Origin of the sequence: Buttiauxella massiliensis (assembly GCF_902500225.1) — a bacterium.
GTDB lineage: Bacteria > Pseudomonadota > Gammaproteobacteria > Enterobacterales > Enterobacteriaceae > Buttiauxella > Buttiauxella massiliensis.
Map to the genome: position 1 here is coordinate 1 of NZ_LR722656.1, position 26,215 is coordinate 26,215.

25 protein-coding genes are annotated in these 26,215 nt (G+C 49.1%); 14 read left to right on the forward strand and 11 right to left on the reverse strand.

Annotation, left to right across the window (positions count from 1 at the left end; genetic code table 11):
• Window positions 1–187: 187 nt before the first annotated feature.
• The 4 genes from GC128_RS14375 to qseB form a co-directional block, all read right to left on the reverse strand.
• Window positions 188–505: a putative quinol monooxygenase gene (locus GC128_RS14375; RefSeq protein ID WP_151994896.1), complete on the reverse strand. Its 318-nt coding sequence runs from the start codon at window positions 503–505 to the stop codon at window positions 188–190.
• Between the two features lie 30 nt (window positions 506–535).
• Window positions 536–1,117 (reverse strand): NAD(P)H-dependent oxidoreductase, encoded by a 582-nt coding sequence (locus tag GC128_RS14380; protein ID WP_151994897.1) that lies wholly within the window; start codon window positions 1,115–1,117, stop codon window positions 536–538.
• 121 nt (window positions 1,118–1,238) lie between these two features.
• Window positions 1,239–2,594, reverse strand: coding sequence for a quorum sensing histidine kinase QseC (qseC, locus tag GC128_RS14385; RefSeq protein WP_193216264.1), 1,356 nt, complete (start codon window positions 2,592–2,594; stop codon window positions 1,239–1,241).
• Complete coding sequence (qseB, locus tag GC128_RS14390; protein ID WP_151994898.1) at window positions 2,591–3,250, reverse strand: quorum sensing response regulator transcription factor QseB; 660 nt, start codon at window positions 3,248–3,250, stop codon at window positions 2,591–2,593. Before qseB ends, qseC begins: the two co-directional genes overlap by 4 nt.
• 192 nt (window positions 3,251–3,442) lie before the next feature.
• On the opposite strand from qseB, the gene GC128_RS14395 reads away from it, so the two are divergent.
• The 5 genes from GC128_RS14395 to GC128_RS14415 all read left to right on the forward strand — a co-directional run bounded on the left by GC128_RS14395 (window position 3,443) and on the right by GC128_RS14415 (window position 11,318).
• On the forward strand, window positions 3,443–3,847 hold the full coding sequence (locus tag GC128_RS14395) for a YgiW/YdeI family stress tolerance OB fold protein (RefSeq protein ID WP_151994899.1): 405 nt from the start codon (window positions 3,443–3,445) through the stop codon (window positions 3,845–3,847).
• Between the two features lie 285 nt (window positions 3,848–4,132).
• Window positions 4,133–6,403 carry a DNA topoisomerase IV subunit A gene (gene parC, locus GC128_RS14400; RefSeq protein WP_151994900.1) on the forward strand — a complete coding sequence of 757 codons (2,271 nt, stop codon included), beginning with the start codon at window positions 4,133–4,135 and terminating at the stop codon, window positions 6,401–6,403.
• A 179-nt stretch (window positions 6,404–6,582) separates the two neighbouring features.
• Entirely contained in the window at window positions 6,583–7,338 is a 756-nt protein-coding gene (locus tag GC128_RS14405) for a 1-acylglycerol-3-phosphate O-acyltransferase (RefSeq protein ID WP_151994901.1), read from the forward strand.
• A gap of 140 nt (window positions 7,339–7,478) precedes the next feature.
• Entirely contained in the window at window positions 7,479–8,891 is a 1,413-nt protein-coding gene (gene ftsP, locus GC128_RS14410; RefSeq protein WP_151994902.1) for a cell division protein FtsP, read from the forward strand.
• A gap of 141 nt (window positions 8,892–9,032) precedes the next feature.
• Window positions 9,033–11,318, forward strand: coding sequence for a YgiQ family radical SAM protein (locus GC128_RS14415; RefSeq protein ID WP_151994903.1), 2,286 nt, complete (start codon window positions 9,033–9,035; stop codon window positions 11,316–11,318).
• Between the two features lie 110 nt (window positions 11,319–11,428).
• Here GC128_RS14415 and dkgA read toward each other — a convergent pair whose 3' ends face one another.
• Window positions 11,429–12,256 (reverse strand): 2,5-didehydrogluconate reductase DkgA, encoded by an 828-nt coding sequence (dkgA, locus tag GC128_RS14420; RefSeq protein WP_151994904.1) that lies wholly within the window; start codon window positions 12,254–12,256, stop codon window positions 11,429–11,431.
• A 105-nt stretch (window positions 12,257–12,361) separates the two neighbouring features.
• Entirely contained in the window at window positions 12,362–13,525 is a 1,164-nt protein-coding gene (gene yqhD / locus GC128_RS14425; RefSeq protein WP_151994905.1) for an alcohol dehydrogenase, read from the reverse strand.
• A gap of 193 nt (window positions 13,526–13,718) precedes the next feature.
• On the opposite strand from yqhD, the gene GC128_RS14430 reads away from it, so the two are divergent.
• Window positions 13,719–14,609: an AraC family transcriptional regulator gene (locus GC128_RS14430; RefSeq protein ID WP_151994906.1), complete on the forward strand. Its 891-nt coding sequence runs from the start codon at window positions 13,719–13,721 to the stop codon at window positions 14,607–14,609.
• 48 nt (window positions 14,610–14,657) lie between these two features.
• On the opposite strand, the gene GC128_RS14435 is transcribed toward GC128_RS14430, so the two are convergent.
• Complete coding sequence (locus GC128_RS14435) at window positions 14,658–15,317, reverse strand: DedA family protein (protein WP_151994907.1); 660 nt, start codon at window positions 15,315–15,317, stop codon at window positions 14,658–14,660.
• A 180-nt stretch (window positions 15,318–15,497) separates the two neighbouring features.
• Window positions 15,498–16,688, reverse strand: coding sequence for a cystathionine beta-lyase (gene metC / locus GC128_RS14440; protein ID WP_151994908.1), 1,191 nt, complete (start codon window positions 16,686–16,688; stop codon window positions 15,498–15,500).
• Window positions 16,689–16,876: 188 nt separating this feature from the next.
• Between metC and exbB the strand changes: the two genes are divergently transcribed.
• The 3 genes from exbB (at window position 16,877) to GC128_RS14455 (ending at window position 19,770) form a co-directional block, all read left to right on the forward strand.
• A complete protein-coding gene (gene exbB, locus GC128_RS14445; protein WP_151994909.1) occupies window positions 16,877–17,611 on the forward strand; it encodes a tol-pal system-associated acyl-CoA thioesterase in 735 nt (244 codons plus the stop codon).
• 4 nt (window positions 17,612–17,615) lie between these two features.
• Complete coding sequence (gene exbD / locus GC128_RS14450; protein ID WP_151994910.1) at window positions 17,616–18,041, forward strand: TonB system transport protein ExbD; 426 nt, start codon at window positions 17,616–17,618, stop codon at window positions 18,039–18,041.
• Window positions 18,042–18,318: 277 nt separating this feature from the next.
• On the forward strand, window positions 18,319–19,770 hold the full coding sequence (locus GC128_RS14455) for a methyl-accepting chemotaxis protein (RefSeq protein ID WP_151994911.1): 1,452 nt from the start codon (window positions 18,319–18,321) through the stop codon (window positions 19,768–19,770).
• 69 nt (window positions 19,771–19,839) lie between these two features.
• On the opposite strand, the gene GC128_RS14460 is transcribed toward GC128_RS14455, so the two are convergent.
• Window positions 19,840–20,232 (reverse strand): cytoplasmic protein, encoded by a 393-nt coding sequence (locus tag GC128_RS14460; protein WP_151994912.1) that lies wholly within the window; start codon window positions 20,230–20,232, stop codon window positions 19,840–19,842.
• Window positions 20,232–20,606 carry a hypothetical protein gene (locus tag GC128_RS14465; protein ID WP_226812133.1) on the reverse strand — a complete coding sequence of 125 codons (375 nt, stop codon included), beginning with the start codon at window positions 20,604–20,606 and terminating at the stop codon, window positions 20,232–20,234. The genes GC128_RS14460 and GC128_RS14465 overlap by 1 nt, the downstream gene beginning before the upstream one ends.
• 126 nt (window positions 20,607–20,732) lie before the next feature.
• On the opposite strand from GC128_RS14465, the gene GC128_RS14470 reads away from it, so the two are divergent.
• The 4 genes from GC128_RS14470 (at window position 20,733) to GC128_RS14485 (ending at window position 24,259) form a co-directional block, all read left to right on the forward strand.
• A complete protein-coding gene (locus GC128_RS14470) occupies window positions 20,733–21,236 on the forward strand; it encodes an ESA_00282 family adhesion-associated protein (RefSeq protein WP_151994914.1) in 504 nt (167 codons plus the stop codon).
• Between the two features lie 193 nt (window positions 21,237–21,429).
• Window positions 21,430–21,990: a C40 family peptidase gene (locus tag GC128_RS14475; protein ID WP_151994915.1), complete on the forward strand. Its 561-nt coding sequence runs from the start codon at window positions 21,430–21,432 to the stop codon at window positions 21,988–21,990.
• A 174-nt stretch (window positions 21,991–22,164) separates the two neighbouring features.
• Window positions 22,165–22,695 carry an OmpH family outer membrane protein gene (locus tag GC128_RS14480; RefSeq protein WP_151994916.1) on the forward strand — a complete coding sequence of 177 codons (531 nt, stop codon included), beginning with the start codon at window positions 22,165–22,167 and terminating at the stop codon, window positions 22,693–22,695.
• A 205-nt stretch (window positions 22,696–22,900) separates the two neighbouring features.
• On the forward strand, window positions 22,901–24,259 hold the full coding sequence (locus tag GC128_RS14485; protein ID WP_151994917.1) for an 8-oxoguanine deaminase: 1,359 nt from the start codon (window positions 22,901–22,903) through the stop codon (window positions 24,257–24,259).
• A 1-nt stretch (window position 24,260) separates the two neighbouring features.
• On the opposite strand, the gene GC128_RS14490 is transcribed toward GC128_RS14485, so the two are convergent.
• Window positions 24,261–25,622 (reverse strand): HdeD family acid-resistance protein, encoded by a 1,362-nt coding sequence (locus GC128_RS14490; protein WP_226812134.1) that lies wholly within the window; start codon window positions 25,620–25,622, stop codon window positions 24,261–24,263.
• Between the two features lie 235 nt (window positions 25,623–25,857).
• Between GC128_RS14490 and GC128_RS14495 the strand changes: the two genes are divergently transcribed.
• Window positions 25,858–26,214 carry a DUF1971 domain-containing protein gene (locus GC128_RS14495; protein WP_151994918.1) on the forward strand — a complete coding sequence of 119 codons (357 nt, stop codon included), beginning with the start codon at window positions 25,858–25,860 and terminating at the stop codon, window positions 26,212–26,214.
• Window position 26,215: the final 1 nt, after the last annotated feature.

Here is a 26,215-nt window from a genome sequence, read left to right on the forward strand (position 1 = left end):
CGACTTGTTCGACAACGGCCAATTTAAAGGATAGAGGGTAATCGCGTTGCGTGCGTTTAACGTACTGGTTCATCACATTTTCCTCATAGTACGAGTTAAATGTGTCAACGCTATTTAGGACGGGTCAAGAAAATAAAAAAGGGAGCCGGTGTAAACACCGCTCCCTCTAATCATTCGGTAAACCCAATTACTTAATTGCGTCTTCCAGAATATGGATATGAACGTCCAGAACGTCGTCTTTAACAGTGACGCTGTGATTTTTCATGTGTTGTGTTTGCAGATGAGCTTCCAGGTGAGCCACGCTCTCCCATTTTTCCAGCATAAACACAGAATCTGGTGCAGTAGTCTGGAACGCGACTTGTGCGTTATGGTCGATGAGTGGCGCATAACCAAAGCAGCCTTCCTCTTCGAGCACGGTAGGAATAATTTTTGCAAACGCGTCCAGTACAGCCTGGCGATGGTGAACACCAGGGCGGGTACGAATTTCAGCTATTACTGTAATCATGTTCAACTCCTTGTTGTCGACATAAGACAGTTAAGCAAAAACTCGGCCCAGATGCTCGCGGTATTCTGTGATAAAACGCGGTACATCAGGCGCTTTCATCACGTCGTTGGCGATAAATGTCGGCAGGCCTTCCATTCCAAGGAACTGGTTAGCTTTATGGAATGGCAGGTAAACACCATCCACACCAACGCCATGGAAGAACTGTTCTTTGTCTTCAAATGCTTGCAGCGGGGCGTTCCAGGTCAGTGACAGCATGTAAGTTTTGCCCTGGATCAGGCCGCCGGAACCATATTTTTTCTCTGCATCAGAGCGGGTACGACCATCGCTTGCATACAGTGAGCCATGACCTTCAGTAAATACATCATCAATGTATTTCTTCATGGTCCACGGTGCTCCCATCCACCAACCTGGCATCTGGTAAATCACGGTATCGGCCCACATATATTTCGCGACTTCTTCTTTAATGTCGTACTCGCTGTCGGTACGTGTGACCTGAACATCATGCCCGAGGTCGCGCAAAAAGCTTTCCGCGACGTCGGTCAGGGTGTCGTTAAGTTGGCCGTTAGAATGGGCGAATTTTTTCGCACCATTAATAATCAGAATGTTGCTCATAGTTAGTCCTCGAATAATTGCGTCTGGCGCGGAGTCTACCGTGATGGCTGTCACAGTTAAATGCCATAAATAGGCAAAGACTTTTGCTAAAAACGCAATAATCAGAGAGCTGAATCCGTTTTTACCAGCGTATTTGTACCTGAAATCCACCGCTGGGGGCGTTTACGAAGATCGCCTGCATACCGTGTAATGCAGCGATTCGCCTGACGATAGATAACCCGAGGCCGCTGCCGGTTTTTTCCTGCCCGGGTGGACGGAAGAAGCGTTCACCCAGTGAGGTAAGATATTCAGGGCTGACGCCCGGGCCGTTGTCGGTCATCGTAATTTCGTGGCTCTGCAGAACGACATTGACTACGCTGCCGCGTGGGCTGTAACGCACGGCATTGTCCAGCACGTTTCTGACCATCAAACTAAGTAGTAGCGGCTGACCCTGGCGTTTCACGTTCGGGTCTTGCACATCAAGGCGAATATCAATGCCTTCACGCTGCGCCTCGTGATAAGCATCCATCACCGCATTTTGCAGTAGTGGCTGGAAAGGCACGTCCTGGACATCATCCAGACCCGCTAAAGAATCCAGCCGCGATAAAGTCAGCAGTTGATCGACCAGACGAGTCGAGCGATCGATGCCTACGCTCAGGTTATTCAGTGCGTGATCGCGCATCGGTTCATCATTTTGTGCAAGCTGTGCCACTTCGGCCTGTACCTTTAATGCGGCGAGTGGGCTGCGTAGCTCATGTGCGGCATCAGAGGTAAAGCGCCGTTCGCGCTGCATAAACTCCCCGGTGCGGGTAAATAGCTGATTAAGCGCAATCACCAAAGGGCGTACTTCTTGTGGCAGGGTTTGCGTTGGCAGCTCACTGGCATCGTCTGGTTTGCGGCTACGTAATTGCAGTGCCAGTTTGTGAAGCGGGGAGAGTGCCCGGCTGACCAGCCATACCAACAACAGTAAGATCATCGGCGAGGCGATAAGCCATGGGGTGAGCTGAGATAAAACGATGTCCCGTGCCAGGTCTTCGCGGTATTCCCACTCCTGACCTACTACGATGCGGTATTTTCCGTCGGGTGTTGTCACCCAGACCATGCGCCACATATCGTCATCGCCCGCCAGTTTGCCATCAACAAATCCGTCACGCTGGTAGCGATAGCTGAGATACCTGCCGTTGTCGCCGTCGTTTAGCAGCAACTGCCCGTTGGCGGTATAAATGGCGAAGGCGAGGGTGTCATCATCTTGTTTGCCTCGATGATGCGAAATCATCTTTTTGGTACGAGGCAATTGTGTATCGTTTTGCACGCCATCAAGCTCTAACGCGCTCAGGCGTTTGGCAAACAGCACTTGTTGGGTATCAAAGAGTTTATTGAGGGTTTTGCTGGTTTGCTGCCAGGCAGCAACACCTGCGCCGACCCAGGCAACCAGCGTGAGCAAAATAAACCCGGCAATGAGTCTTGCGCGTAAACTCTGAGTCACTTTTTTTATCATTCTTCACCTAACGTATAACCGATGCCGTGTACCGTGCGAATAAACCCACTGCCGAGTTTGCGGCGTAAATGGTGGATATGTACTTCCAGCGCATTTCGGGAAACATCGTTCTCCCAGCTATAAAGTTTCTCTTCAATGAGCGTGCGCGGTAATACTCGTCCTGTGTTACGCATAAACAGTTCCAGCAAGGCAAACTCTTTGGGTTTTAGTTGCAGTGGTTCACCGTCGCGGGTAACGGTTAATTTAATCGGATCAAGTTCGACACCAGCATGGCAAAGGGTAGATTGAGCCTGCCCATGGTTACGGCGGATTAAAACCTGTAAGCGGGTGGCAACTTCTATTAACGCAAAGGGTTTACACAAATAGTCATCGGCACCAAGTTGTAATCCCTCAACTCGTTGTTCCAGGGCATCGCGCGCGGTTAGAATTAACACAGGTTCAGTTCGGCCATTACGACGCCAGTATTTTAAGATATCCAGTCCGTCGATTCCCGGCAGACTTAAATCCAGCACCACTGCGTCGTAGGGGGCTAAACTCAGAGCTGACTGACTTTGAAGGCCATCTGTAAACCAGTCGACGGTAAAACCCATTTTTGTCAGCCCGGCTTTGAGTCCGTCGCCAATGAGCTTATCGTCTTCAATTAGTAATATGCGCATGGTGTTTCCCTTACTGCCCATTTGCGGGAAGTTAATAACTTTTGCGAGGGTGTGTACAGGGGAAAAATACGATGCTTCGGCATGGTGCGCAATTTACTAAAAAAAGCGATTTTTGATGGGAGAATTAAGATCGCGTTAAGATCTATCACGTTAAATAGCACTCATGAAATCATTCATAAAAGGAAAATTAAAATGAAAAAAATAGCCGCTATTATGACTATTCTCGCTATTACAGCAGCACCTGCACTGGCTGCAAATCAGGGCGGGTTCTCCGATCCGAACGCAGCGCCTGCCACCACACAAACTCAAACCGCAGGCGGTTTTGTAGGCCCAAGTGGCAGCAACACCACGGCGACACAGGCCAAGTCACTGTCTGACGATACCTGGGTCACTATGCGCGGTAAAATTGAATCCCGCATCGGCGGTGACCATTACATCTTCCGTGATACATCTGGCACCATTAATGTCGATATCGACCATAAGCGTTGGAATGGCCAGACTATCACTCCGCAAGATACCGTTGAGATTCAAGGTGAAGTCGATAAGGACTGGAACTCTGTTGAAATCGACGTGAAGCAAATTACCAAAGTAAAATAATGCCCCGAATGAGCCGCAATTTGCGGCTCATTTCTTCCTCCCTCACTTCTCTTAAAGATACGCACTCCTCTGTGACTACGACTGCCAGATAAGGTACTATCGGCGGCAATTACGCCGTTTATACCCGTCATACTTCAAGCTGCAGATGCGTTGGCTGCACTCAGTCACCCCAGTCACTTACTTAAGTAAGCTCTTGGGGATTCCTGAGTTTGCCGCCTTTCTGCAACTCGAATTATTTAGGGTATGTGGCCACACTCGGCTCGTCAGTTTGAGGATGAATAATTAATGAGTGATTTAACTCATGATGGTGCAGAACGCCTTGCGCTGCACGAATTCACGGAAAATGCTTATCTCAACTATTCCATGTACGTCATTATGGACCGCGCCCTGCCGTTCATTGGCGATGGTTTAAAGCCCGTACAGCGTCGTATCGTCTATGCGATGTCGGAGTTGGGATTAAGCAATAGCGCTAAATTCAAAAAATCTGCCCGTACCGTCGGTGACGTGCTGGGTAAATACCATCCGCACGGCGACAGCGCTTGCTATGAAGCCATGGTATTGATGGCGCAGCCATTCTCCTATCGCTACCCACTGGTTGATGGCCAGGGAAACTGGGGTGCGCCAGATGATCCGAAATCCTTCGCCGCGATGCGTTATACCGAATCGCGCCTGTCGAAATATGCTGAAGTCCTGCTGGGTGAATTAGGTCAGGGGACGGTTGACTATGTGCCGAACTTTGACGGCACCATGCAGGAGCCGAAAATGCTACCTGCGCGTCTGCCGAATATCCTGCTTAACGGCACCACCGGTATTGCCGTTGGTATGGCAACCGATATTCCTCCGCATAACTTACGTGAAGTAGCGAAAGCGGCAATCACTCTGATTGACCAGCCGAAAACTACGCTCGATGAGCTGCTGGATATTGTTCAGGGCCCGGATTACCCGACAGAAGCCGAAATCATCACCCCGCGTGAAGAGATACGCAAAATTTACCAGAACGGCCGTGGTTCTGTGCGTATGCGTGCCGTGTGGAAAAAAGAAGATGGCGATGTGGTGATCACCGCGTTACCACATCAGGTTTCCGGTGCGCGCGTACTTGAGCAAATTGCCAACCAAATGCGCGCTAAAAAGCTGCCAATGGTTGAAGACTTGCGCGATGAGTCGAACCACGAAAACCCAACGCGTCTGGTGATTGTTCCCCGTTCTAACCGTATCGACGTCGAGCAGGTGATGAATCACCTGTTTGCCACCACCGATCTTGAGAAAAGCTATCGCATTAACCTCAATATGATCGGCCTGGATAACCGTCCATCGGTGAAAAACCTGCTGGAAATTTTGACCGAATGGCTGGTTTACCGTCGCGAAACGGTGCGCCGTCGCCTTAGCTACCGTCTCGAAAAAGTTCTCAAACGCCTGCATATCCTCGAAGGTTTGCTGGTGGCATTCCTCAATATTGACGAAGTGATCCACATCATTCGTACTGAGGATGAGCCGAAGCCGGTGTTGATGTCGCGCTTTGAGTTAAGCGAAACCCAGGCTGAATCTATCCTCGAGCTGAAATTACGCCACCTGGCAAAACTTGAAGAAGTGAAGATTCGCGGCGAACAAGCCGATCTGGAAAAAGAGCGTGACCAATTGCAGGGGATTCTGGCGTCTGAACGCAAAATGAATACCTTGCTGAAGAAAGAATTGCAGGCAGATTCTGATGCTTATGGCGATGACCGCCGTTCACCACTGCGTGAACGTGGCGAAGCGAAAGCCATGAGCGAGCACGACATGACTCCGTCTGAGCCTGTAACCATTGTGTTGTCGCAAATGGGCTGGGTGCGTAGCGCCAAAGGCCATGATATCGACGCGCAAGGGCTAAACTACAAAGCGGGCGACAGCTATCTCGGTTCTGCCAAAGGCAAGAGCAACCAGCCGGTGGCGTTTATCGACTCCACCGGGCGAAGCTACGCGCTTGACCCGATAACGTTGCCTTCGGCGCGCGGCCAGGGTGAACCGTTGACCGGTAAACTGACGCCGCCGCCAGGTGCAGTCGTTGAGCACGTATTAATGGCACCGGACGACCAGAAACTGTTGATGGCGTCTGACGCGGGCTACGGTTTTGTCTGCACCTTTAACGATTTAGTGGCACGCAACCGTGCGGGTAAAACGCTGATCTCATTGCCGGAAAATGCGAAAGTCATGCCGCCAATGGAAATTTCAAGTGTGGACGACATGCTGCTGGCGATTACCGCCGCAGGCCGTATGCTGATGTTCCCGGTCGGTGATTTGCCGCAGCTTTCCAAAGGTAAAGGGAATAAAATCATTTCGATTCCTTCGGCGGAAGCGGCAAAAGGCGAAGACAAACTGGTTCATCTATTTGTATTGCCGCCGCAAAGCACCGTTACTTTGCACGTCGGCAAGCGCAAAATTAAACTTCGTCCGGAAGAGCTTCAAAAAATCACTGGTGAGCGTGGCCGTCGCGGCACATTGATGCGTGGGCTACAACGCATTGATCGTGTTGAAGTTGATTCTCCGCTTCGCGCAAGTGCAGGTGATAGCGAAGAGTAATCAAAAAATGGCGGCTGAAAGGCCGCTAGATTGGTATATTTCACGCTTAAGCAAGTCGTACACCCGTCATCATTCAAGTTGCAGTGCCCTGACTACCCCCATACTTACAGTCTGGTGCTTTCCTGCATCGCGAATTATTTAGGGTATACTTGTCAGCGCTTTTGGCTTTTGAGGTTGTTATGCTATCCATCGTACGTTTTATTATCGTTATAATTTATTGCATCCTGGTGAGCATTTTTGGCTGTATTTATTGCCTGTTCAGCCCACGTAACCCACGCCACGTTGCAACTTTTGGCCATCTGTTTGGGCGTATGGCACCGGTGTTCGGTTTGAAAGTCGAAACCCGTTTACCGGAAGGTCATGAAAATCACCCGACGGCGATTTATATCTGTAACCACCAGAATAATTTCGACATGGTGACAGCAGCGAGTATTGTGCAGCCGCCGACAGTGACCGTCGGGAAAAAAAGCCTGCTGTGGATTCCCTTTTTTGGCCAAATCTACTGGCTGACCGGAAATATGCTGATTGACCGTGACAATCGCGCCAAAGCCCTGAGTACCATTTCCCAGGTGGTGGCGCAGATTCAGAAACGTAAAATTTCGGTCTGGATGTTCCCTGAAGGCACGCGTAGTCGCGGTCGAGGCCTGCTGCCGTTCAAAACCGGCGCATTCCATGCAGCAATTGCTGCGGGCGTCCCAATTATTCCGGTGTGTGTTTCCAATACCAGCAATAAAATTAAGCTAAACCGTTGGAATAACGGTTTGGTTATTGTCGAAATGATGGAGCCAATTGATATCAGTGATTATGGCAAAGATCAGGCGCGTAAACTCGCTACTCATTGCCGCGATATCATGAGAGAAAAAATCGCCGAATTAGATAAAGAAGTCGCGGAGCGTGAAGCCTCCGGTCGAGTTGAGAAAAAGCAGGCGAGCTGATCGCTTTTATTTTGGTGGTATACCCAAAATAATTCGAGTTGTGGGTCGGGGGTAAGTGAGTGCAGCCAATTCCCCCCACAACTTGAAGTATGACGGGTATTTGTGCCGCCCTACGTTGTTAAGTTTCACATGGAGTTAATATGTCACTCAGTCGGCGTCAGTTTATACAGGCATCAGGAGTCGCACTTTGTGCAGGCTCGGTGCCGCTGAGGGCAAACGCAGCAGGGCTGCAGCAACCTTTACCCGTACCACCTTTATTAGAATCCCGCCGTGGGCAACCATTGTTCCTGACGCTACAGCGTGCGCACTGGTCATTTACCGGTGGTGCTAAGGCGCCGGTCTGGGGTCTGAACGGACGTTATCTGGGGCCGACCATCCGTGTATGGAGCGGCGATGACGTGAAGATGATTTACAGCAATCGCCTACAAGAAAATATCGCTATGACGATTGCTGGTTTGCAAGTTCCAGGCCCGTTAATGGGTGGCGCCGCACGTCTGATGCAGCCCAATGTTGATTGGGCGCCCGTGCTGCCGATTCGCCAGCAGGCCGCAACATTGTGGTATCACGCCAACACGCCTAACCGCACGGCAAAGCAGGTTTACAATGGCCTGGCGGGCATGTGGCTTATCGAAGATGAAGTCAGCAAAAATCTGCCGATTCCTAACCACTATGGTGTCGATGACTTCCCGGTCATTATTCAAGATAAGCGCCTCGATAACTTTGGCGCGCCTGAATATGAAGAGCCGGGCAATGGTGGATTTGTGGGCGACACACTGCTGGTAAATGGTGTGCAGGGGCCATATGTTGAGGTCTCTCGCGGTTGGGTGCGTTTGCGTTTGCTGAACGCTTCTAACTCGCGCCGCTATTTACTGCAAATGAGCGATGGCCGTGCGATGCATGTTATTTCCAGCGACCAGGGTTTCCTGCCTGCACCGGTTTCCGTAAAGCAACTCTCACTGGCTCCGGGCGAACGCCGTGAAATTCTGGTGGATATGAGTGATGGCAAAGAAGTGTCGATAACCTGCGGTGAAGCGGCCGGTATCATGGACAGAATCCGTGGTTTCTTTGAGCCATCGAGCATTCTTATTTCCACGTTGGTTCTGACATTACGTGCCACCGGTCTGCTGCCGTTAGTGACTGATACATTACCAATGCGCTTGCTGCCGGATGAGATTATCAATGGCAACCCGGCGCGTAGCCGTGAAATTACTCTCGGCGAAGATCCCGGTATTAACGGTCAGCTATGGGATATGAAACGCATTGATATTCAGACTCAGCAAGGCACCTGGGAGCGCTGGACCGTGCGTTCCGATATGCCACAATCCTTCCATATTGAAGGTGTGAGTTTCCTGATTAAAAACGTCAATGGTGCAGCACCATTTGGTGAAGACCGCGGTTGGAAAGATACAGTTTGGGTCGATGGGCAGGTTGAGTTATTGGTCTATTTTGGCCAGCCTTCCTGGGAGCATTTCCCATTCCTCTATACAAGTCAGACGCTTGAAATGGCAGACCGTGGTTCTATCGGTCAATTGCTGGTGCAGCCTGCGCCATAAACCATTTTAGGTCCTTTCCATCAGTGAAAGGACCTTAGATTTTAACACGGCAATAACACTTCATTTTTGACCCCATACCAGCGTATAATCGCCGGCTTTGGTTATTTTTAAATCATTTTTTATTCATTTTTCGGAAGCATTATGAGCTCTATTAGCTTGATCCAGCCCGATCGCGAACTCTTTTCGTGGCCACAATACTGGGCAGCCTGTTTCGGCCCGGCACCATTTTTACCCATGTCACGCAAGGAAATGGACGAGTTAGGTTGGGATAGCTGTGACATCATTCTGGTTACCGGAGATGCCTACGTTGACCATCCAAGTTTTGGTATGGCGATCTGTGGCCGTATGCTGGAAGCCCAGGGCTTCCGCGTGGGTATCATTGCCCAACCAGACTGGAATACTAAAGAAGACTTCATGCGTCTTGGCAAACCGAATCTGTTCTTCGGTGTGACCGCTGGCAACATGGACTCAATGATCAACCGCTATACCGCGGATCGTAAGCTGCGTCATGACGATGCGTACACCCCAGATAACGTGGCGGGTAAACGCCCGGATCGTGCATCACTTGCTTATACCCAGCGTTGTAAAGAAGCCTGGCGCGATGTGCCTGTGATCCTCGGCGGCATCGAAGCGAGTCTGCGCCGTACCGCGCACTACGATTACTGGTCTGATACCGTTCGTCGTTCGATTCTGGTGGATGCTAAAGCTGACATGCTTATTTTTGGCAACGGCGAGCGCCCGCTGGTAGAAGTGGCTCACCGCCTGGCAATGGGCGAGAAAATCGACCAAATCTGCGATGTGCGTAACACCGCCATGATGCGTAAAGAAGCGATGCCGGGCTGGTCTGGTGTGGATTCTACGCGTCTGGATATGCCTGGCCGTATTGACCCGATTCCACACCCTTACGGGGAAGATTTGCCGTGTGCAGAAACCGGTAAGCCGGATAAGCCAATTAACGAAGCTCAGGCTATTGTGGTTAAGCCTGCGCCAATGAAGCCGTGGGAAAAGACCTACGTGTTGTTGCCATCCTTTGAAAAAGTCAAAAATGACAAAGTGCTGTATGCGCATGCTTCACGTATTTTGCACCATGAAACCAACCCAGGTTGTGCTCGTGCATTGATGCAAAAACACGGTGACCGTTATATCTGGATTAACCCGCCAGCCATCCCGCTTTCCACTGAAGAGATGGACAGCGTGTTCGCACTGCCTTACAAGCGCGTTCCGCATCCTGCCTATGGCAAGGCGCGTATCCCTGCTTATGAGATGATCCGCTTCTCGGTGAACATCATGCGTGGTTGCTTCGGTGGCTGTTCATTCTGTTCTATTACCGAACACGAAGGTCGCATCATTCAGAGCCGTTCCGAAGATTCAATCATCAGCGAAATTGAAGCGATGCGCGATACCGTTCCAGGCTTTACCGGCGTGGTTTCGGATCTCGGTGGCCCAACCGCTAACATGTATATGCTGCGCTGTAAGTCACCGCGTGCGGAACAGACTTGCCGCCGCTTGTCTTGCGTGTATCCGGACATTTGCCCGCACATGGACACCAACCATGAGCCGACGATCAACTTGTATCGCCGCGCCCGTGAGATTAAAGGTGTTAAGAAGATCCTGATCGCCTCCGGTGTTCGTTACGATATCGCCGTGGAAGATCCACGTTATATCAAAGAGCTGGCGACGCATCACGTTGGTGGTTATCTGAAGATTGCTCCGGAACATACCGAAGAAGGGCCGTTATCTAAGATGATGAAGCCGGGTATGGGTAGTTATCAGCGCTTTAAAGAGCTGTTTGATACTTACTCTAAGCAGGCTGGTAAAGAGCAGTACCTGATTCCTTACTTTATCTCAGCACACCCTGGTACGCGTGATGAAGACATGGTGAATCTGGCGCTGTGGCTGAAGAAGAACCGCTTCCGTTTGGATCAGGTGCAGAACTTCTATCCGTCACCGCTGGCGAACTCGACCACCATGTATTACACCGGCAAAAACCCGCTGGGTAAGATTGGCTATAAGAGTGAAGATGTGGTGGTGCCGAAAGGCGATCGTCAGCGCCGCTTGCACAAAGCGCTGCTGCGTTACCATGATCCTGCCAACTGGCCGCTGATTCGTGAAGCGCTGGAAGCGATGGGTAAAAAGCACCTGATTGGTGGCCGTCGTGAGTGCCTGGTGCCTTCGCCAACGATTGAAGAGATGCGTGAAGCGCGTCGCTATAACCGTGGTGCGCGTCCAGCATTGACGAAACACACGCCAATGACACATCAGCGTCGTACACCTGGCGACACTAAGCCTGCTGTTGGTGGGAAACCAGTTGCTGGCGCGAAACCTAATGCTGGCGCTAAACCTACAGCTGGTGCTAAAGCGGCTACAGGTGCAAGACCTGCACCTAAAGTTGTATCGAAGCCTACAAGCAGGAAGCGCCCGGCTTAACGATTGTTGTAAAACAGTAGAGCGGATGCCGCGAACGACATCCGCTCTACAGCTACAATATCATTCGTAGGTCGGATAAGCGTAAGCGCCATCCGACACTATGAACAGTTTTACGAGCCAAACACATCAGGGTCTGGCCCCAGACGCTTATGACTATCCAACTTCGCAATCTCGCTTAACTCGTCTTTATCAAGACGGAAATCAAACACGTCAAAGTTCTCAGCAATACGCGATGGGGTCACCGATTTCGGGATCACAACCAGCCCGCTATCCAGATGCCAGCGAATGACAATCTGTGCCGGGGTTTTGCCGTATTTATCGGCCAGGTCGCGGATGATTTTCTTATCAAACACACCTTCTCCGCCCTGAGCCAGTGGACTCCAGGATTCGGTCTGAATTTTGTGTGTCGCATTCCAGGCATGGAGCTGGCGTTGTTGCAGTAATGGATGGAGTTCAATCTGGTTGATAACCGGCGAGACGCCCGTTTCATCAATCAGACGCTGGAGATGGTTAAGCTGGAAATTACAGACGCCAATGCTTTTGACCAGCCCCTGTTTTTGTAGCTCAATCATACCTTTCCAGGCTTCAACATAGTGATCTTTGCTTGGCACCGGCCAGTGTATCAAATACAGATCGACGTAATCGAGCCGGAGCTTTTCAAGGCTGTCTTCCAGCGCCTGACGTGTCCTTTGCTGATCGTCATTCCACAGTTTGGTGGTGATAAACAGTTCGTCGCGCGGAATTCCAGCCTGTTTTAGCGCATTGCCCACGCCGTCTTCGTTCTTGTACGCCGCAGCGGTATCAATGGAGCGATAGCCGACTTCCAGCGCTTTATCGATGGCAATCAGGACTTGATCGTTGCTGGCTTGCCAGACACCGAGCCCCAATTGTGGCATTACATTTCCATCCTGAAGCTTGATTACTGTTGGATTTGCCATGTATTCCTCCTTAATAAGCGATACACCGGAAGGGGCTTCCGGTGTAACAATTGCGTTTAAGTCTGGACCAAATACTCAAAAACGAGAACCAAATGGCTAAATTACTTAGCGTGCTGCTTCGTAAATACGACGGCTCACGTCCAGAGTAATGTCCTGGCGCTCACCCAATTTAGTCATGCCTTTTTCTTCCAGTTTCACCAGTAAAGCCGGGATGCTGCTGCCATCCAGACCATAGGCAGACAGGCGAGTTGGGGCACCCATTTGCTCGAAGAAATTACGTGTTGCTGCAATTGCCGCATCAATACGTTCTTCTTCAGAACCTTCAGTGATATTCCACACGCGCTCAGCGTATTGCAGCAGTTTGCCGCGTTTCTCGTTACGTTTTTCATTCAACAAAGATGGCAGAACCACCGCCAGAGTCTGCGCGTGATCCAGGCCGTGCATCGCAGTCAGTTCATGACCCAGCATGTGAGTTGCCCAGTCCTGCGGTACGCCAGCACCGATCAGGCCGTTTAATGCCATGGTCGCCGCCCACATTACGTTGGCACGCACGTCATAGTTTTCTGGCTCTTTCAGTGCAATTGGGCCGTCTTCAACCAGCGTTAACAGAATGCCCTCGGCAAAACGGTCCTGCACTTTGGCGTTCACAGGGTAAGTGATGTACTGCTCAACGGTGTGAACAAAGGCATCGACTACGCCATTTGCGACCTGGCGCGGTGGCAAAGTGTAGGTGTAAACCGGGTCAAGTACCGCGAAGACAGGCTGCACGTGTTCAGACATAAACGCTTGTTTGTCGCCTGTTTCACGACGAGAAACTACGGCACCTTTGTTGGATTCAGAACCGGTCGCAGGTAGCGTCAGAACAGAGCCCATCGGGATTGCGCTCTTAACATCGTTGCCGTGTGTCAGCAGGATGTTCCATGGGTCGATATCAGCCGGGTAGTTGGCTGCTGCGGCGATGAATTTAGTGCCATCCAGCACAGAACCGCCACCGACTGCTAATAGGAAAGTGACTTTCTGCTGGCGAACGATTTCGACCGCTTTCATCAGCGTTTCGTAAGTCGGGTTAGGCTCAATGCCGCCGAACTCCAGTACATCCAGCCCGTTAAGCTCGGCGTAAACCTGGTCCAGTACGCCATTTTTCTTTACGCTGCCGCCGCCGTAGGTAATCAGAACACGGGCATCAGCAGGAATTTGTGCGCGCAATTCGGAAATAGCGCCTTTACCAAACAGGATGCGAGTTGGGGTATGTAGGTTGAAGTTGTTCATTATTTGATTCCTGTGGTTTGGATCGTTAGAGACAATACTTATCGAATTTGATGGTAACTATTGTCGGCTTCGGGTGGCTATCTCTCAATGCTTATTCCTGCCTTTGTCTTGCCTATTTCTACTTACCTCTGGAGAAAAATATAAATTAGTCGCAGACTTATCACGTCATAAAAGCCTTGTGGAGTGGAAGGAAATGAAGCGGGAAGAGATTTGCCAGCAATTAACAAACAAGATTAATTATTTGATACAAAAAGAAAATAGTGGTCTTTCTTCATTACCAAATGTCACTTTATTGTATGGCACTAAACCCTATGCTCGCACGCCAGTAATGTATGAGCCGGGAATCATTATTCTCTTTTCAGGGCAAAAAACGGGTTATTTGAACGATCGTGTGTTTCGCTACGATGCTAATGAATATCTGCTATTAACGGTGCCACTGCCTTTTGAATGTGAAACCTTTGCCTCACCTGAAATGCCACTGGCGGGCTTGCGAATTAATATCGATATCTTGCAGCTTCAGGATTTGCTTATGGATATTGGCGAGGATGATTTATCGCATCCGCATAACAACTCAACAGGGATTAACTCAGCCGAGATTTCCGAAGAGATCCTGTGTGCCGCCGAGCGTTTGCTGGACGTGCTCGAACACCCGCTTGATGCGCGAATTCTGGGAAAACAGATCATTCGCGAGATTCTCTACCACATTTTAATTGGGCCTTGTGGCGGGGCGCTGCTGGCATTGGTCAGCCGGCAGACGCATTTCAGCCTGATTAGCCGTGTGTTGCGTCGTATTGAAACGCAGTACACCGAGAACCTCTCAGTGGACCAACTAGCAGCTGAAGCGAATATGAGCGTCTCTGCGTTTCACCATAACTTTAAGTCGGTGACCAGTACTTCGCCGCTGCAATACCTCAAAAGCTACCGCCTGCATAAAGCGCGAATGTTGATTTTGCATGATGGGGTGAAAGCTAGCGCTGCGGCTATTCGTGTGGGATATGAAAGCGCTTCGCAGTTTAGTCGCGAGTTTAAACGCTACTTTGGGGTAACTCCGGGTGAAGATGCCGCTCGTATGCGAGTCATTTAAGCTGAAGCTTACAGAGTGGATAATTTCGCATTACCCACTCTGTAATTTTTATGCGGGGTTAAATCTTTTTTTGATAACCACAAATAGTGTGCCTACCAGACCTGCGACCAGCAGAACCATCGGCAGAATCATCAGGCAGGTCATCACCTGATCTTCGTGGCGTTTCACAAATGGAATCATGCTCAGGGCATAACCCAGGCTGGTGACGCTACTAACCCACAACAACCCACTTAGCCAGTTAAATACCTGGAAGCGGCGATTGCTAAGGCCAGAAATGCCCGCCATGGTTGGCAGCAGTGTGCGCACAAACGCCAAAAAACGGCCAGCTAACAAAGCGAATAAACCGTGTCGGTCAAACATCACCGTCGCTCGCTCGTGATATTGCGGTGGAAGTTGTTTCAGCCAGCTTTTCACCACCCGAGTATTGCCAAGCCAGCGGCCTTGCACATAGCTCAACCAGCAACCGAGGCTTGCTGCCGCGGTTAAAATAACGATTGTCGGGACAAAATTCATAACTCCTTTTGCCACTAACGCTCCTGCGAGTAATAGCAGACTGTCGCCTGGCAAAAACGAGGCGGGCAGCAATCCATTTTCGAGAAACAGCGTCGCAAACATGACGCAATAAACCACTCCAACAACATGAGGGTCCGCGAGTGCAGCAAAGTCATGTTGCCAAAGCGCTTGAACGATATTGTGTATAACAGCCATGGCAAATCCTGTGGAACCGCTTTATTGAGCAGGCCTGAATCTACAGTAGTTAGATTAGGCACACCTTAGTTTTAGGAACCTAGTGTAACGCTAAAAAGCCTGCGACATCTTGATCGCGGGCTCAACAAATCATTATGTGATAGCAAAAACTGTCCTTATGGGCGTCCACTTCTGGCAATTTTAGGCGATCCGTTGGAAACCTGCTTCAAGATCGGCGATGAGATCGTCAACATTTTCCAGGCCAATGTGAATGCGTACTAGCGTCCCGCTGAAGTCTACCCCGCCAGCCGGGCGTATCTCTGCGAGTTCTTCCGGTTGGTTGGCTAGGATAAGCGATTCATAGCCGCCCCAGGAATAGGCCATACTAAAATAGTGGAAATTATCCAGGTAGTGCTGATATTGCTCGTTATTTAAGCGATCCTTCAGCACGAATGAAAACAAGCCGCTGCTACCTGTAAAGTCTCGTTTCCAGAATTCATGCCCTTTGCTACCGGGCAGTGCAGGGTGATTAACACGTTCAACCTGCGGATGCTGTGCCAGCCATTCGGCAATTTTCAAACTACTTTCATGATGTTGACGCAGGCGCACACCAAGAGTGCGTAGGCCTCTGCTAGTCATATAAGCGGTATCGGCATCCAACATTTGCCCCATCAAATAAGAGTTCTCACGCAGCTGATCCCAGCAACGAGCATTTGATACAGCTGTGCCAACCATCGCATCCGAGTGGCCAATCAGGTATTTGGTGCCGGCCTGAATCGAAATATCGATACCGAAATCCAGCGCCTTAAAGAGAATACCTGCCGCCCAAGTGTTATCAATCATGATGATGGCATCTGGGGCGATGCTGCGCACCGCCTTAACAATGGCTGGAACGTCATGTACTTCCATTGTGATAGAGCCAGGCGATTCCAGAAATACGACTTTAGTATTGGGTTGCACAAGTTCTGCGATGCCTGCGCCAATCATTGGGTCAAACCAGGTGGTGCTCACGCCGAGTTTGGCGAGGATTTTTGTGCAGAAGTCTTGGCTGGGCTCGTAAGCGGAGCCGGTCATCAGGACATTGTCACCTTGCTCGACGAACGCCAGAATCGCATTGGCAACGGCTGCGGCGCCACAAGGGTAAAGCGCACAACCCGCACCACCTTCGAGCTCGCACATTGCTTCTTGTAAAGAGAAGTGGGTCAGGGTGCCGCGGCGACCATAAAAAAGTTCGCCTTTCGCGCGGTTAGCCGTCGCCTGCTTTTTGGCTTCAACAGTTTCAAAAACCAACGAGGAAGCGCGTTGAATGACGCTGTTAACCGAACCCTGGGTGAATTTTTTATCGCGCCCGGCATTAACCAGCGCCGTTTCAATGTGCTTCTTCGCAGTCATGTTCACTTTACCCTGTTTAACCATCTGGATGTCTAAATCTAACTTATCATCTTTTTGCTGCGTAAGCGCAAGGAATGCATAGACAATTTAAGGCACTCTTTAAATACTAATGAGAACTACTATCAATTCGATGCCGTTTTGATATTATTACGACCAGTTTTTGTATTGTTTCGTGGTGGAGAGTAAGAGTGACGAATAATTTGATGCAGACAGACCTCTCTGTCTGGGGCATGTATCAACATGCCGACATCGTGGTAAAGATTGTGATGATCGGCCTGATTATGGCCTCTGTCGTCACTTGGGCAATCTTCTTTAGCAAAAGTGTTGAGCTGTCATCGCAGAAGCGCCGTCTTAAGCGTGAACAGCAGCAACTGGCTAATGCCCGCTCTCTGGATGAAGCCAGTGAAATGGCCGAAACGTTTGATTCGAAAAGCCTCAGCACTATGCTTATCAACGAAGCACAGAACGAACTGGAGCTTTCCGCAGGCAGCGAAGATAACGAAGGCATTAAAGAGCGTACCGGTTTCCGCCTTGAGCGCCGTGTTGCGGCAGCGGGTCGCCACATGGGACGCGGTAACGGCTTCCTTGCGACCATCGGTGCGATCTCTCCATTCGTCGGCCTGTTTGGTACGGTCTGGGGCATCATGAACAGCTTCATTGGGATTGCTCAGTCGCAGACCACTAACCTGGCGGTGGTTGCACCTGGTATCGCAGAAGCGTTGCTGGCAACGGCTATTGGCCTGGTTGCAGCGATTCCTGCGGTTGTTATCTATAACGTCTTTGCCCGTGTAATTGGCGGCTATAAAGCGTCTCTGGGTGACGTTGCTGCTCAGGTTCTGCTGCTGCAAAGTCGTGATCTGGATTTAGCGGCTAGCTCTCAGTCTCGCCCAGTACGTACCGCTCAGAAACTGCGTGTAGGTTGATCCCATGGCAATGAGTTTTAACGAAAACCACGATGATAACGGCGAAATGCATGACATCAACGTGACGCCGTTTATCGATGTCATGTTGGTACTGCTGATTATCTTCATGGTGGCCGCACCGCTTGCGACAGTGGATGTGAAGGTTAACCTTCCTGCATCTTCAAGCCAGCCGCAACCGCGTCCGGAAAAACCGGTCTATCTGTCTGTCAAAGCCGATCGCACAATGTTTATTGGCAATGACGAAGTGACCAAAGAGAACATGATCAATGCTCTGATGGCTGCGACGGAAGGCAAGAAAGACACCACGATTTTCTTCCGCGCAGACAAAACGGTTGATTACGAAACCATGATGAACGTGATGGATACGCTGCATCAGGCAGGGTATTTGAAGATCGGGTTGGTGGGACAAGAAGTCACTGCCGCCAAATAAGTTTTGCATGCTCTTACAACGGCCCGTTAGCTCAACTAACGGGCCGTTTTTCTTTTGTCCGCATTCCCGTCTGACTTAATTCAAATTTTAAAATCACACGAACGTATTATTGATAACGTGTGAAACTTATTCGCGATAAAACAATGTTTATCTATGCTATTTCTATATCCGTCATACTTCGAGCCGCAGGGGTGTTGGCTGCAATTAGAATTATTTTGGGTATATGCGGGATTATTCCGTCATGAAAATACATAATGACAAATGCGTGGATAATAATATGGCAACGATGACTGTTTTGCATACCGGCAATAAACAGCCCGACGAGGTGTCTCTGAGAAGCATTTATCTGCATGCTGATGTTTTAATGTTTTGGGTCGTGTGGGGAATGTTTGTTATTTCGCTGGCGGTGGGGTGGGCTTATGATGCGCTCCCGGTGGCGCTGGTAGTGGGCAGTTTACTTGCGTTGAGTTCCAGTATTATCAAAGTATTACTACCCGGTAAGCTATTTACCCGCTTGTATTATGCGTTCACATTAATCGGTTTTGCCGCATTGCTCATTCAATTAGGTGACGGTGAAACTGAATATCACTTTTCGGTTTTTGTATTGCTATCAGCATTATTAGCTTATCGCGATTATCGACCATTATTAATAGGGGCGATGGTTGCAGCACTTCACCATGTATTATTTGCCTGGCTGCAAGCTAATGACTTATTTGGTATCACTTGCTTTATGCATCCCGGCATTCATATGGTGGTATTCCATGCCATTTTTGTGGTGGCGCAAACGGCAATCCTGATTTATATGGCATTGCGAATGGCAGACGATGCCCGTTCCGCCAGCGAAGTCGCGCAGTTGGCGGCGCAGATTAACCGCCAGCCGGGTTGCCTGACCCTTACGCGTAGTGAAAGAGAAAGCCGCACGCCGTTTGCTCAAACCTTTAATACTACGCTTACCACGATGAGAGACACGCTAAGCCAGGTGCGCGCTGGTGTGGCATCAGTACTCACAGCTTCGGAAAGTATTATCCAACGTAATGCCGCACTGTCTAAACGTACTGACGAGCAGGCCGCCGCACTGGCCGTTGCAGCCAGTGCCATGGAACAACTCAGCTCCTCCGCAGTCGCTACTAGTGACAAAGCGCAAAGTGCCAGAATGCTTGCCACTCAGGCAAGTAATCTCGCCAGCAAAGGTGGAGTCAGTATTGATGCTGCCACACACACTATGGATCAAATCCGCGAAGAGTCTGACCACATCAGCAATATTCTCGAACTCATCGATGGCATTGCCTTTCAGACTAATATTCTGTCGCTAAACGCGTCCGTTGAAGCCGCCCGGGCAGGTGCTCATGGTCGAGGATTCGCGGTGGTGGCTTCTGAAGTACGCACACTGGCGTTACGTTGCGAAAATGCGGCTAAAGACATACGTCAGTTGATAAGCGTATCGGTAGAGTGTACTCGGACTGGCTCGGTACAAGTGGAGAACGCTGGGCAAACCATGCGTGAAGTGATTGGTTCCATCAATGCGTTGGCAGAGTTGGTGGAAGAGCTTTCTGATATGAGTGGACAGCAAAGTATCAGCATTACGCAAATGAATGAGAGCATCGCCAGTATCGATGAAAGCGTGAGGTATAACGTGGAACATACTGCGCAAACCGTACAGGCTGCGCGCCAACAACAGCAACAAGCTGATGATTTGCAGCAGGCAATCTCAGTATTTCGTCTGGCCTGATAACCGGTTCGTAAGCGTATTTATGTCGTAAAATAAGAGCGCTTGTTTTTCGCAGGCGCTCCAGAAATCTTATAAGTGCGGAGTTTTGTAGCTGTTTTCCAGCAATGCACGGGTACGTGAGAGTGTTTGTGTTTCTTCATCTCTCAACTTCTGATACACCGCTTCTAGTCGAGCCAGAACTTCGGTTTTAAGCCTGGGGTGGTGGCTGATGATCTCGCTGAGAACTGAGCCGTAAATCTCATTTTTCACACGATATGGGTAAATTTGATGGCGGTTATGCCATTTTTGTTCAACCAATGCCGCAGTGATATTGATCTGACCTTGCGCGATGCGAGCAATATTTTCATTTTTAATCTGTACCAACGCGGCAATATTATCGCGTAATAGCGTATTGTCAGACGCGGTATCGTCAGATGGTGCGGCCGTTTGAACAGGGGGAAATTGCAATTCTGACATTGGCATTACTCATCCAGAGAATAAAACAGAGGCCAGCTTTTTTCCTGAGTTAACTGATTGACCCAGATTTGCTGTGAATGGTGACTTATCTGCAATTTTTTATCTTCTATTAGCATTTGCAGATCGGTTGAGTTGATTTTTTCTTGCTCTATGAGTTCATTTAATACTGTCACTATCGCTTCAATTTTCACTGCATAAAACAAACGATCTTTTAAATGCCGGTCGTTCTCTTCAAGCAATGTATTTTTCGCTTGCCCAGCATAATGAGGAGCGCTCAGAATCGTTTTCTCCAGAACTAAAAGATTATCCTGAGGATTTAGCGTTAGAGCGCTATGTTCTTCTGAACCGGCAATATCAGCCTGAGAGACAGGAAAGGTCACTGGCACCAGGTTGTTGGGCAGCATTAGAGATGTCCTTTTATATCAATAGAATAAAGTTTATGTTTAATAGAAGTCATGTTGACTATATGTTGCCTCAAAATTACTATAAAAAAAACAGGAGTTCCCGTGCAAAGCGTTTTTTATTCAATTGTATTAATACTGTTATTGTTGTGCGTAGTACTGGTGCTGATGCGTGAGATTTCGTATCCCAAAGTTAAATTAACGCCCGGTAGCGTCCCTAAATTAAATTTATCTGAAATTGATGAGCGTGAAGATTATTTTGCTAAGTTAATGTCAAAAATAACACCTGATTATTACTGGCGAGTGAGCCATGAATATGTAGATTTCAACCATGCCACTATCAAACGGATGCATATCGACGAACTTAGCGCCGACCTGACACTCTTTAACGCTCAGCGACGGTGTAGTGATTTACACTCTGCCATCTACCGCTATTACGATAATCTCAGAAAACGCTGTTCCGAGGGGGAGATGGTACCTTTTGCTGATGTTGAGGTACTGAATTTACGCCAGTGCTTTGATGAGTTCAGTCATGATGCTTACCCTGCATTGGTTGCTTTGGTATGGCCGCATCTTCAGAGACCGGAAGTCTGTCTTGAGAATGTATAGTGCATTTTGCCAATTAGGCTGATTTGATATCAGGCTGTTTTTTAAACTAAAAAAAGCCAAATCTAAAAATGGACTGATTATCTGCTGGATTAACACTCAGCACTGTTTATTATTTGCTCACCCAAAAGGAGTTGTTCGCCACGTTGCTGAAGATTCAGTAATACAATATTTGCCTTCAAAAAAGATATGACGCATGTATTTGTTTAAAAAAATTATTACCGCTTCACTTTTAATTATCCCTTTAGTTATTAGTGCAAATTCCTTTGCTTTTAATATGCCAAAGGAATTTGCATCGTTAGGGGTTAAAAATCTTTCTAATAAAGATGTGTTTTCTAAGCATGCCTCACTTATAAAGGATGATAGAAAAACAACTTCTAATAATATCAGGTCCGCTATATTGGCTGAATTTTACAATTGGAAAGGTACACACTATCGTTTTGGTGGTACCACACATAAAGGGGTGGATTGCTCTGCACTCATGCAGCATATTTTTAGTGATTCTTTCCACAAGTCTTTGCCAAGAACCACAACTCAGCAAATTCAAAATGGTGAGCACGTCAATAAAGAAAAGCTTAAACCAGGCGATTTAGTCTTTTTTCAAACTTCTCCTGGCACCCGCCATGTTGGCGTGTATGTCGGTAATAACCAGTTTATCCATGCCTCAAGCAGCGTGGGAGTAACCATTTCCTCACTGGCTAACCGTTACTGGATGGACCATTATGAAACGGCGCGGCGTTTAAAAATGATTGGTTGAATGTAAATAATATTTCTGAGGTTTTATTTTGCTTTCACCACCATTTTTATGGCCATTCTTTTTGAAATATTCATTCTAACTCATGTATTCAATGAATGAGATCGTATTAATGTATTTGGTTTGAATATAAGTTCATGGGGTTTATATTCTTATTTCCAACGAGATTGTTATTAAATGAAAAGAAATTTAATTCACCGTATGGCGGGTGCAGTAATGGTGGTCCTTGTTGCGGGTACGATGCTCATAGGTTGTGATGCAAAAGAAGCAGGAGAAGCGTCAATGAAATTTGTAAATGTAGAAATGGTCTTAGTAGATTCTGGTTTGCTGAAGCAAGAGCAGGATCACCTCAAAGCTGTGAATGAAAGTTTGCACAAGGGTCAGCAATTGGCTGAAAAGAATTACACCAGTCTGCCAGCGAATAAAGTTGATGCCGCGCGAAAAGCGGATAGAAATGTTCTTACGCAACAATGGAAAGGGCAGCAACAAGCTGCGCGTAATGTGGTTATGGCTGCATTGAAGAGTGCGACCGATGCTTACCGTAACGACAAGAAAATTGGCGTGATTTTGCCGACACAAGTAGCGATGTCAGTTTCACCGGAACTGGATGTCAGTGCTGATCTGACCCAGAACCTTAAAAACACAAAACTAGAATTCCCAAAACTGCCAGATTTCGCCGTTAAAGCGAGTGGACCGGCTGCAAAATAGTCCAGTAAGTAAAAAGCTTCGTTGAGATACTCAGCGAAGCTTCACTTCATCCGAGAGCTCCTGTCAAAACCCCCCATAAGTAAATGCGATAATACTGCTCAAAATTCCTGGGTAGAATGGCGTCAATTGCCCGAGCAATGCCTGGATCAGCAGACAGGCCATAACTGAGCTGGCTTCCCTTTATCTTCATTTTCAGGAGCCAGTTATGACTGCACAACGTTTGTGGATCAAAAACCCCCGCGCAGTTTTTACCGCTAATACACAAGATGCCTCCGGTGGCGTGGTGATTGAAGGTGCGGTTATCAGTGAATTAATTCCCGCAGGTGGCGAGCCTTCCATGCCTTGCGATACGGTGTTCGACGCCCGCGATCTTGTCCTGCTGCCCGGGCTTATCAATACACATCATCATTTCTACCAAACTCTGACGCGCGCCTGGGCTCCGGTGGTTAACGTGCCACTATTCCCGTGGTTAAAGCAGCTTTACCCCATTTGGGCTCGTCTCGATGCTGAAGCCTTGGCTCTTGCCAGCAAAGTCGCAATGGCAGAGCTGCTGCTTTCTGGTTGCACTACCACCACGGATCATCACTATCTTTTCCCGCAGGGAATGGAAGAGGCGATTGATGTGCAGGTGGATGTGGTTGGCGAACTGGGGATGCGTGCGGTGTTAACGCGTGGCTCGATGAGCCTTGGTGAAGATGACGGTGGTTTGCCTCCACGGCACACCGTACAGCAGGCAGAGACAATTTTACGCGACAGCGAACGGTTGATTCAGCGCTACCATCAGCGCGGGGAAGGAGCGTGGCTACAAATAGCCCTCGCACCGTGCTCACCGTTTTCCGTAACTACCGAAATCATGCGCGACAGCGCCCAACTTGCTCAGCAAGAAGATGTGCGTTTGCATACTCATCTGGCTGAAACATTGGATGAAGAGAACTTCTGCCTGCAACGTTTCGGCCTACGAACTGTGGATTATCTGGAAAGCGTAGGTTGGCTTAATGACAGAACCTGGCTTGCACATGGTATTCACTTTGATGAGCGTGAGATTCAACGGCTTGGGCGTGCGGGAGTTGGCGTTTGCCATTGTCCGGTTTCCAATATGCGCCTGGCATCAGGCATGTGTCCGACAGTGGATTTAGAAAATGCAGGTGCCGCTGTGGGGCTTGGCGTGGATGGTTCTGCATCTAACGATGCTTCAAACATAATGTATGAAGCGCGGCAGGCACTCTATCTGCAACGCCTGCGCTATGGCGCCGAAGCGATTACGCCGCAACGTGTGCTGGGTTGGGCAACGAATGGCTCAGCGAAGCTTATCGGGCGCAGCGACATCGGTGAAATTGCTGTAGGTAAGCAAGCTGACCTGGCACTTTTTGCCCAGGATGAGCTGCGTTTTAGCGGCAGCCACGATCCGATTTCTGCACTGTTATTATGTGGAGCGGAAAAAGCGGAGCATGTAATGCTTGGCGGTAACTGGCGAGTCACCAACGGCAATATCGTTGGGCTGGATGTAGCGGATTTAATTTCTCGTCACACAAAGGCTGCGAAAAAGTTGGTATCGGATATTTAAGCTAATCTTCCGTAACGTTTTCATCGCTTTTCCCTTTTCCCCAGGCAATACGGCGGTTAAACATCTTTTTCAGCGCCCGGCTTGTGGTGTTAAACCAACCTGTTGGTCGTGGGTCGGCAAGCATACTCAGGGCACGGGCGTAATCCAGAACCAGGCCCGGTGTCCAGGCCATGGTTTCAGCTCGTTTGCGTAGTTGTAACGCCACCCAAAGCTCTGGGGTAGACATCAGTTTCCCCATTGCCATCCAGAACCCTCGTTTGTGCCACAATCGTCCAACTGACCCTTCGAGCGCGGCCTCTAAAGCTCGCGCTACACTGCTGGAACAATTGCGGTACGTCAGGTTGTAGGACTCATTCTGGCGATAACTCTCCCAGAATGCTTTCAGCTTTGCTTCGTTGTAATTGCGGATACGCACTTTTCTTGTGGATGGGCACCACTTTGCGGCCTCTGTCGCATAATCTGGCTGAAATAATCCTGCAACGTTGTTTTCCGGGGTTGCGCGCAACAGGCGGGCGAACTCGTCGGGTGACTGGTCAATTAGCTCGGCAGGGTAGAGGCTGATGTAAACTCCACCTGGGGACTCAATGGCTGCATGGCCGGTTGAGATAACCCCGTTGCGGTCGACTGCGGCGATATAACGGCTAATCACCGGGCGGGGAATTGTCTCGCTCGGGGCTGAGCCAGCAGGTGTCCAGACATGAACTGTCAGTGCTTTTTCATCGTCACCCGGTGGCCCGTCCCATTCCACGACCTTAAGCGGCGGAACATCAGCTTCTTCCATAAAGACCGCACCTTTAAGCCCAGGGTTTGCAGCGGCGCTTTTAACGCGGTTAGCGAGGATAAACATATTCCAGCCCGCAAAAGCCAGGCCCAGCCCGAGGCAGTAAGGAGCCGTACCTGCATAGTGTGAGGGCCAGGGCTGGAAAAAGAATATTGCCAGTGCGATTTCGATAATTCCGCCCCATAAAGCTGGCCGCCAGCGCCGATAGCGCACCACTAATGCAGAGGCAATTTGCAGCGCACCATCAAACATAAATAGCGTGCCGAAGATCATTGCTAATACGAAGTTTCCGTCATGGTGACCCGCTAGAATCAACAGCGCAGCGACAGTAAATGCCCCACCTTTTACGTAGCGCAGCACACGCTGCCCGCCCATACCGCTATGAGCAACCATCAGCGTCGCACATCCTTCGACCAGCATTAAGCAGGCAAAAGGTTCGATAGGAAAGAACAGCGTGCCATCCAGCGCATCAATGAATATCACCACGCCGGCAATTAGCGTAACCCAGCCGAAACGGCGCAGCCCGCGCCAGTGGGAGCGCAGGAAATCAACACCAAGCAGGATCATTGTTAGCCGCATCATGAGGAGAAATCCAAAACTGAATCTTTCAAATATATAGCCCACCCACGGGTAACGTGCGCTAATACCTGAAATAGTCGAAATGACTCAATGCAGTCATTTCGACCGTTTTTTTATTGTCATAATGACTTTATTAGTCACTGCTTTTCTTAATAATTCCTTTAAATACAATGTGATAAATAAGTGGCATGTATGTTGCTCTTTATCATCCAGATACTTTTTATTTCTGGAGAACACTATGGCAGCTCGTATCCCGGCAGATTACAAACACACTCGTTCAACTCCATTCTGGAACAAAGATTCGGTTCCTAAAGCTTTGCTCACCCATCACAACACCAAAAAAAATGTTTATGGGCGTCTGTCTGTAATGGCAGGAGCGGTCAAATATATCGGCTTCAAAAATGAAAATGACACCGTTGCTGAGATAGAAGTGATTATTGAAGAAGGTCATTTTGGCGTAAGCCCGCCGCAATATTGGCACCGTATTGAACTGCTTACCGAAGACACATATTTCAACATTGATTTCTTTTCGGCTCCAGAAGCTGAGTTGGAAGGGAAAGGATTTGGACAAGTAGTGAATACAGCGAAAAGCTAAA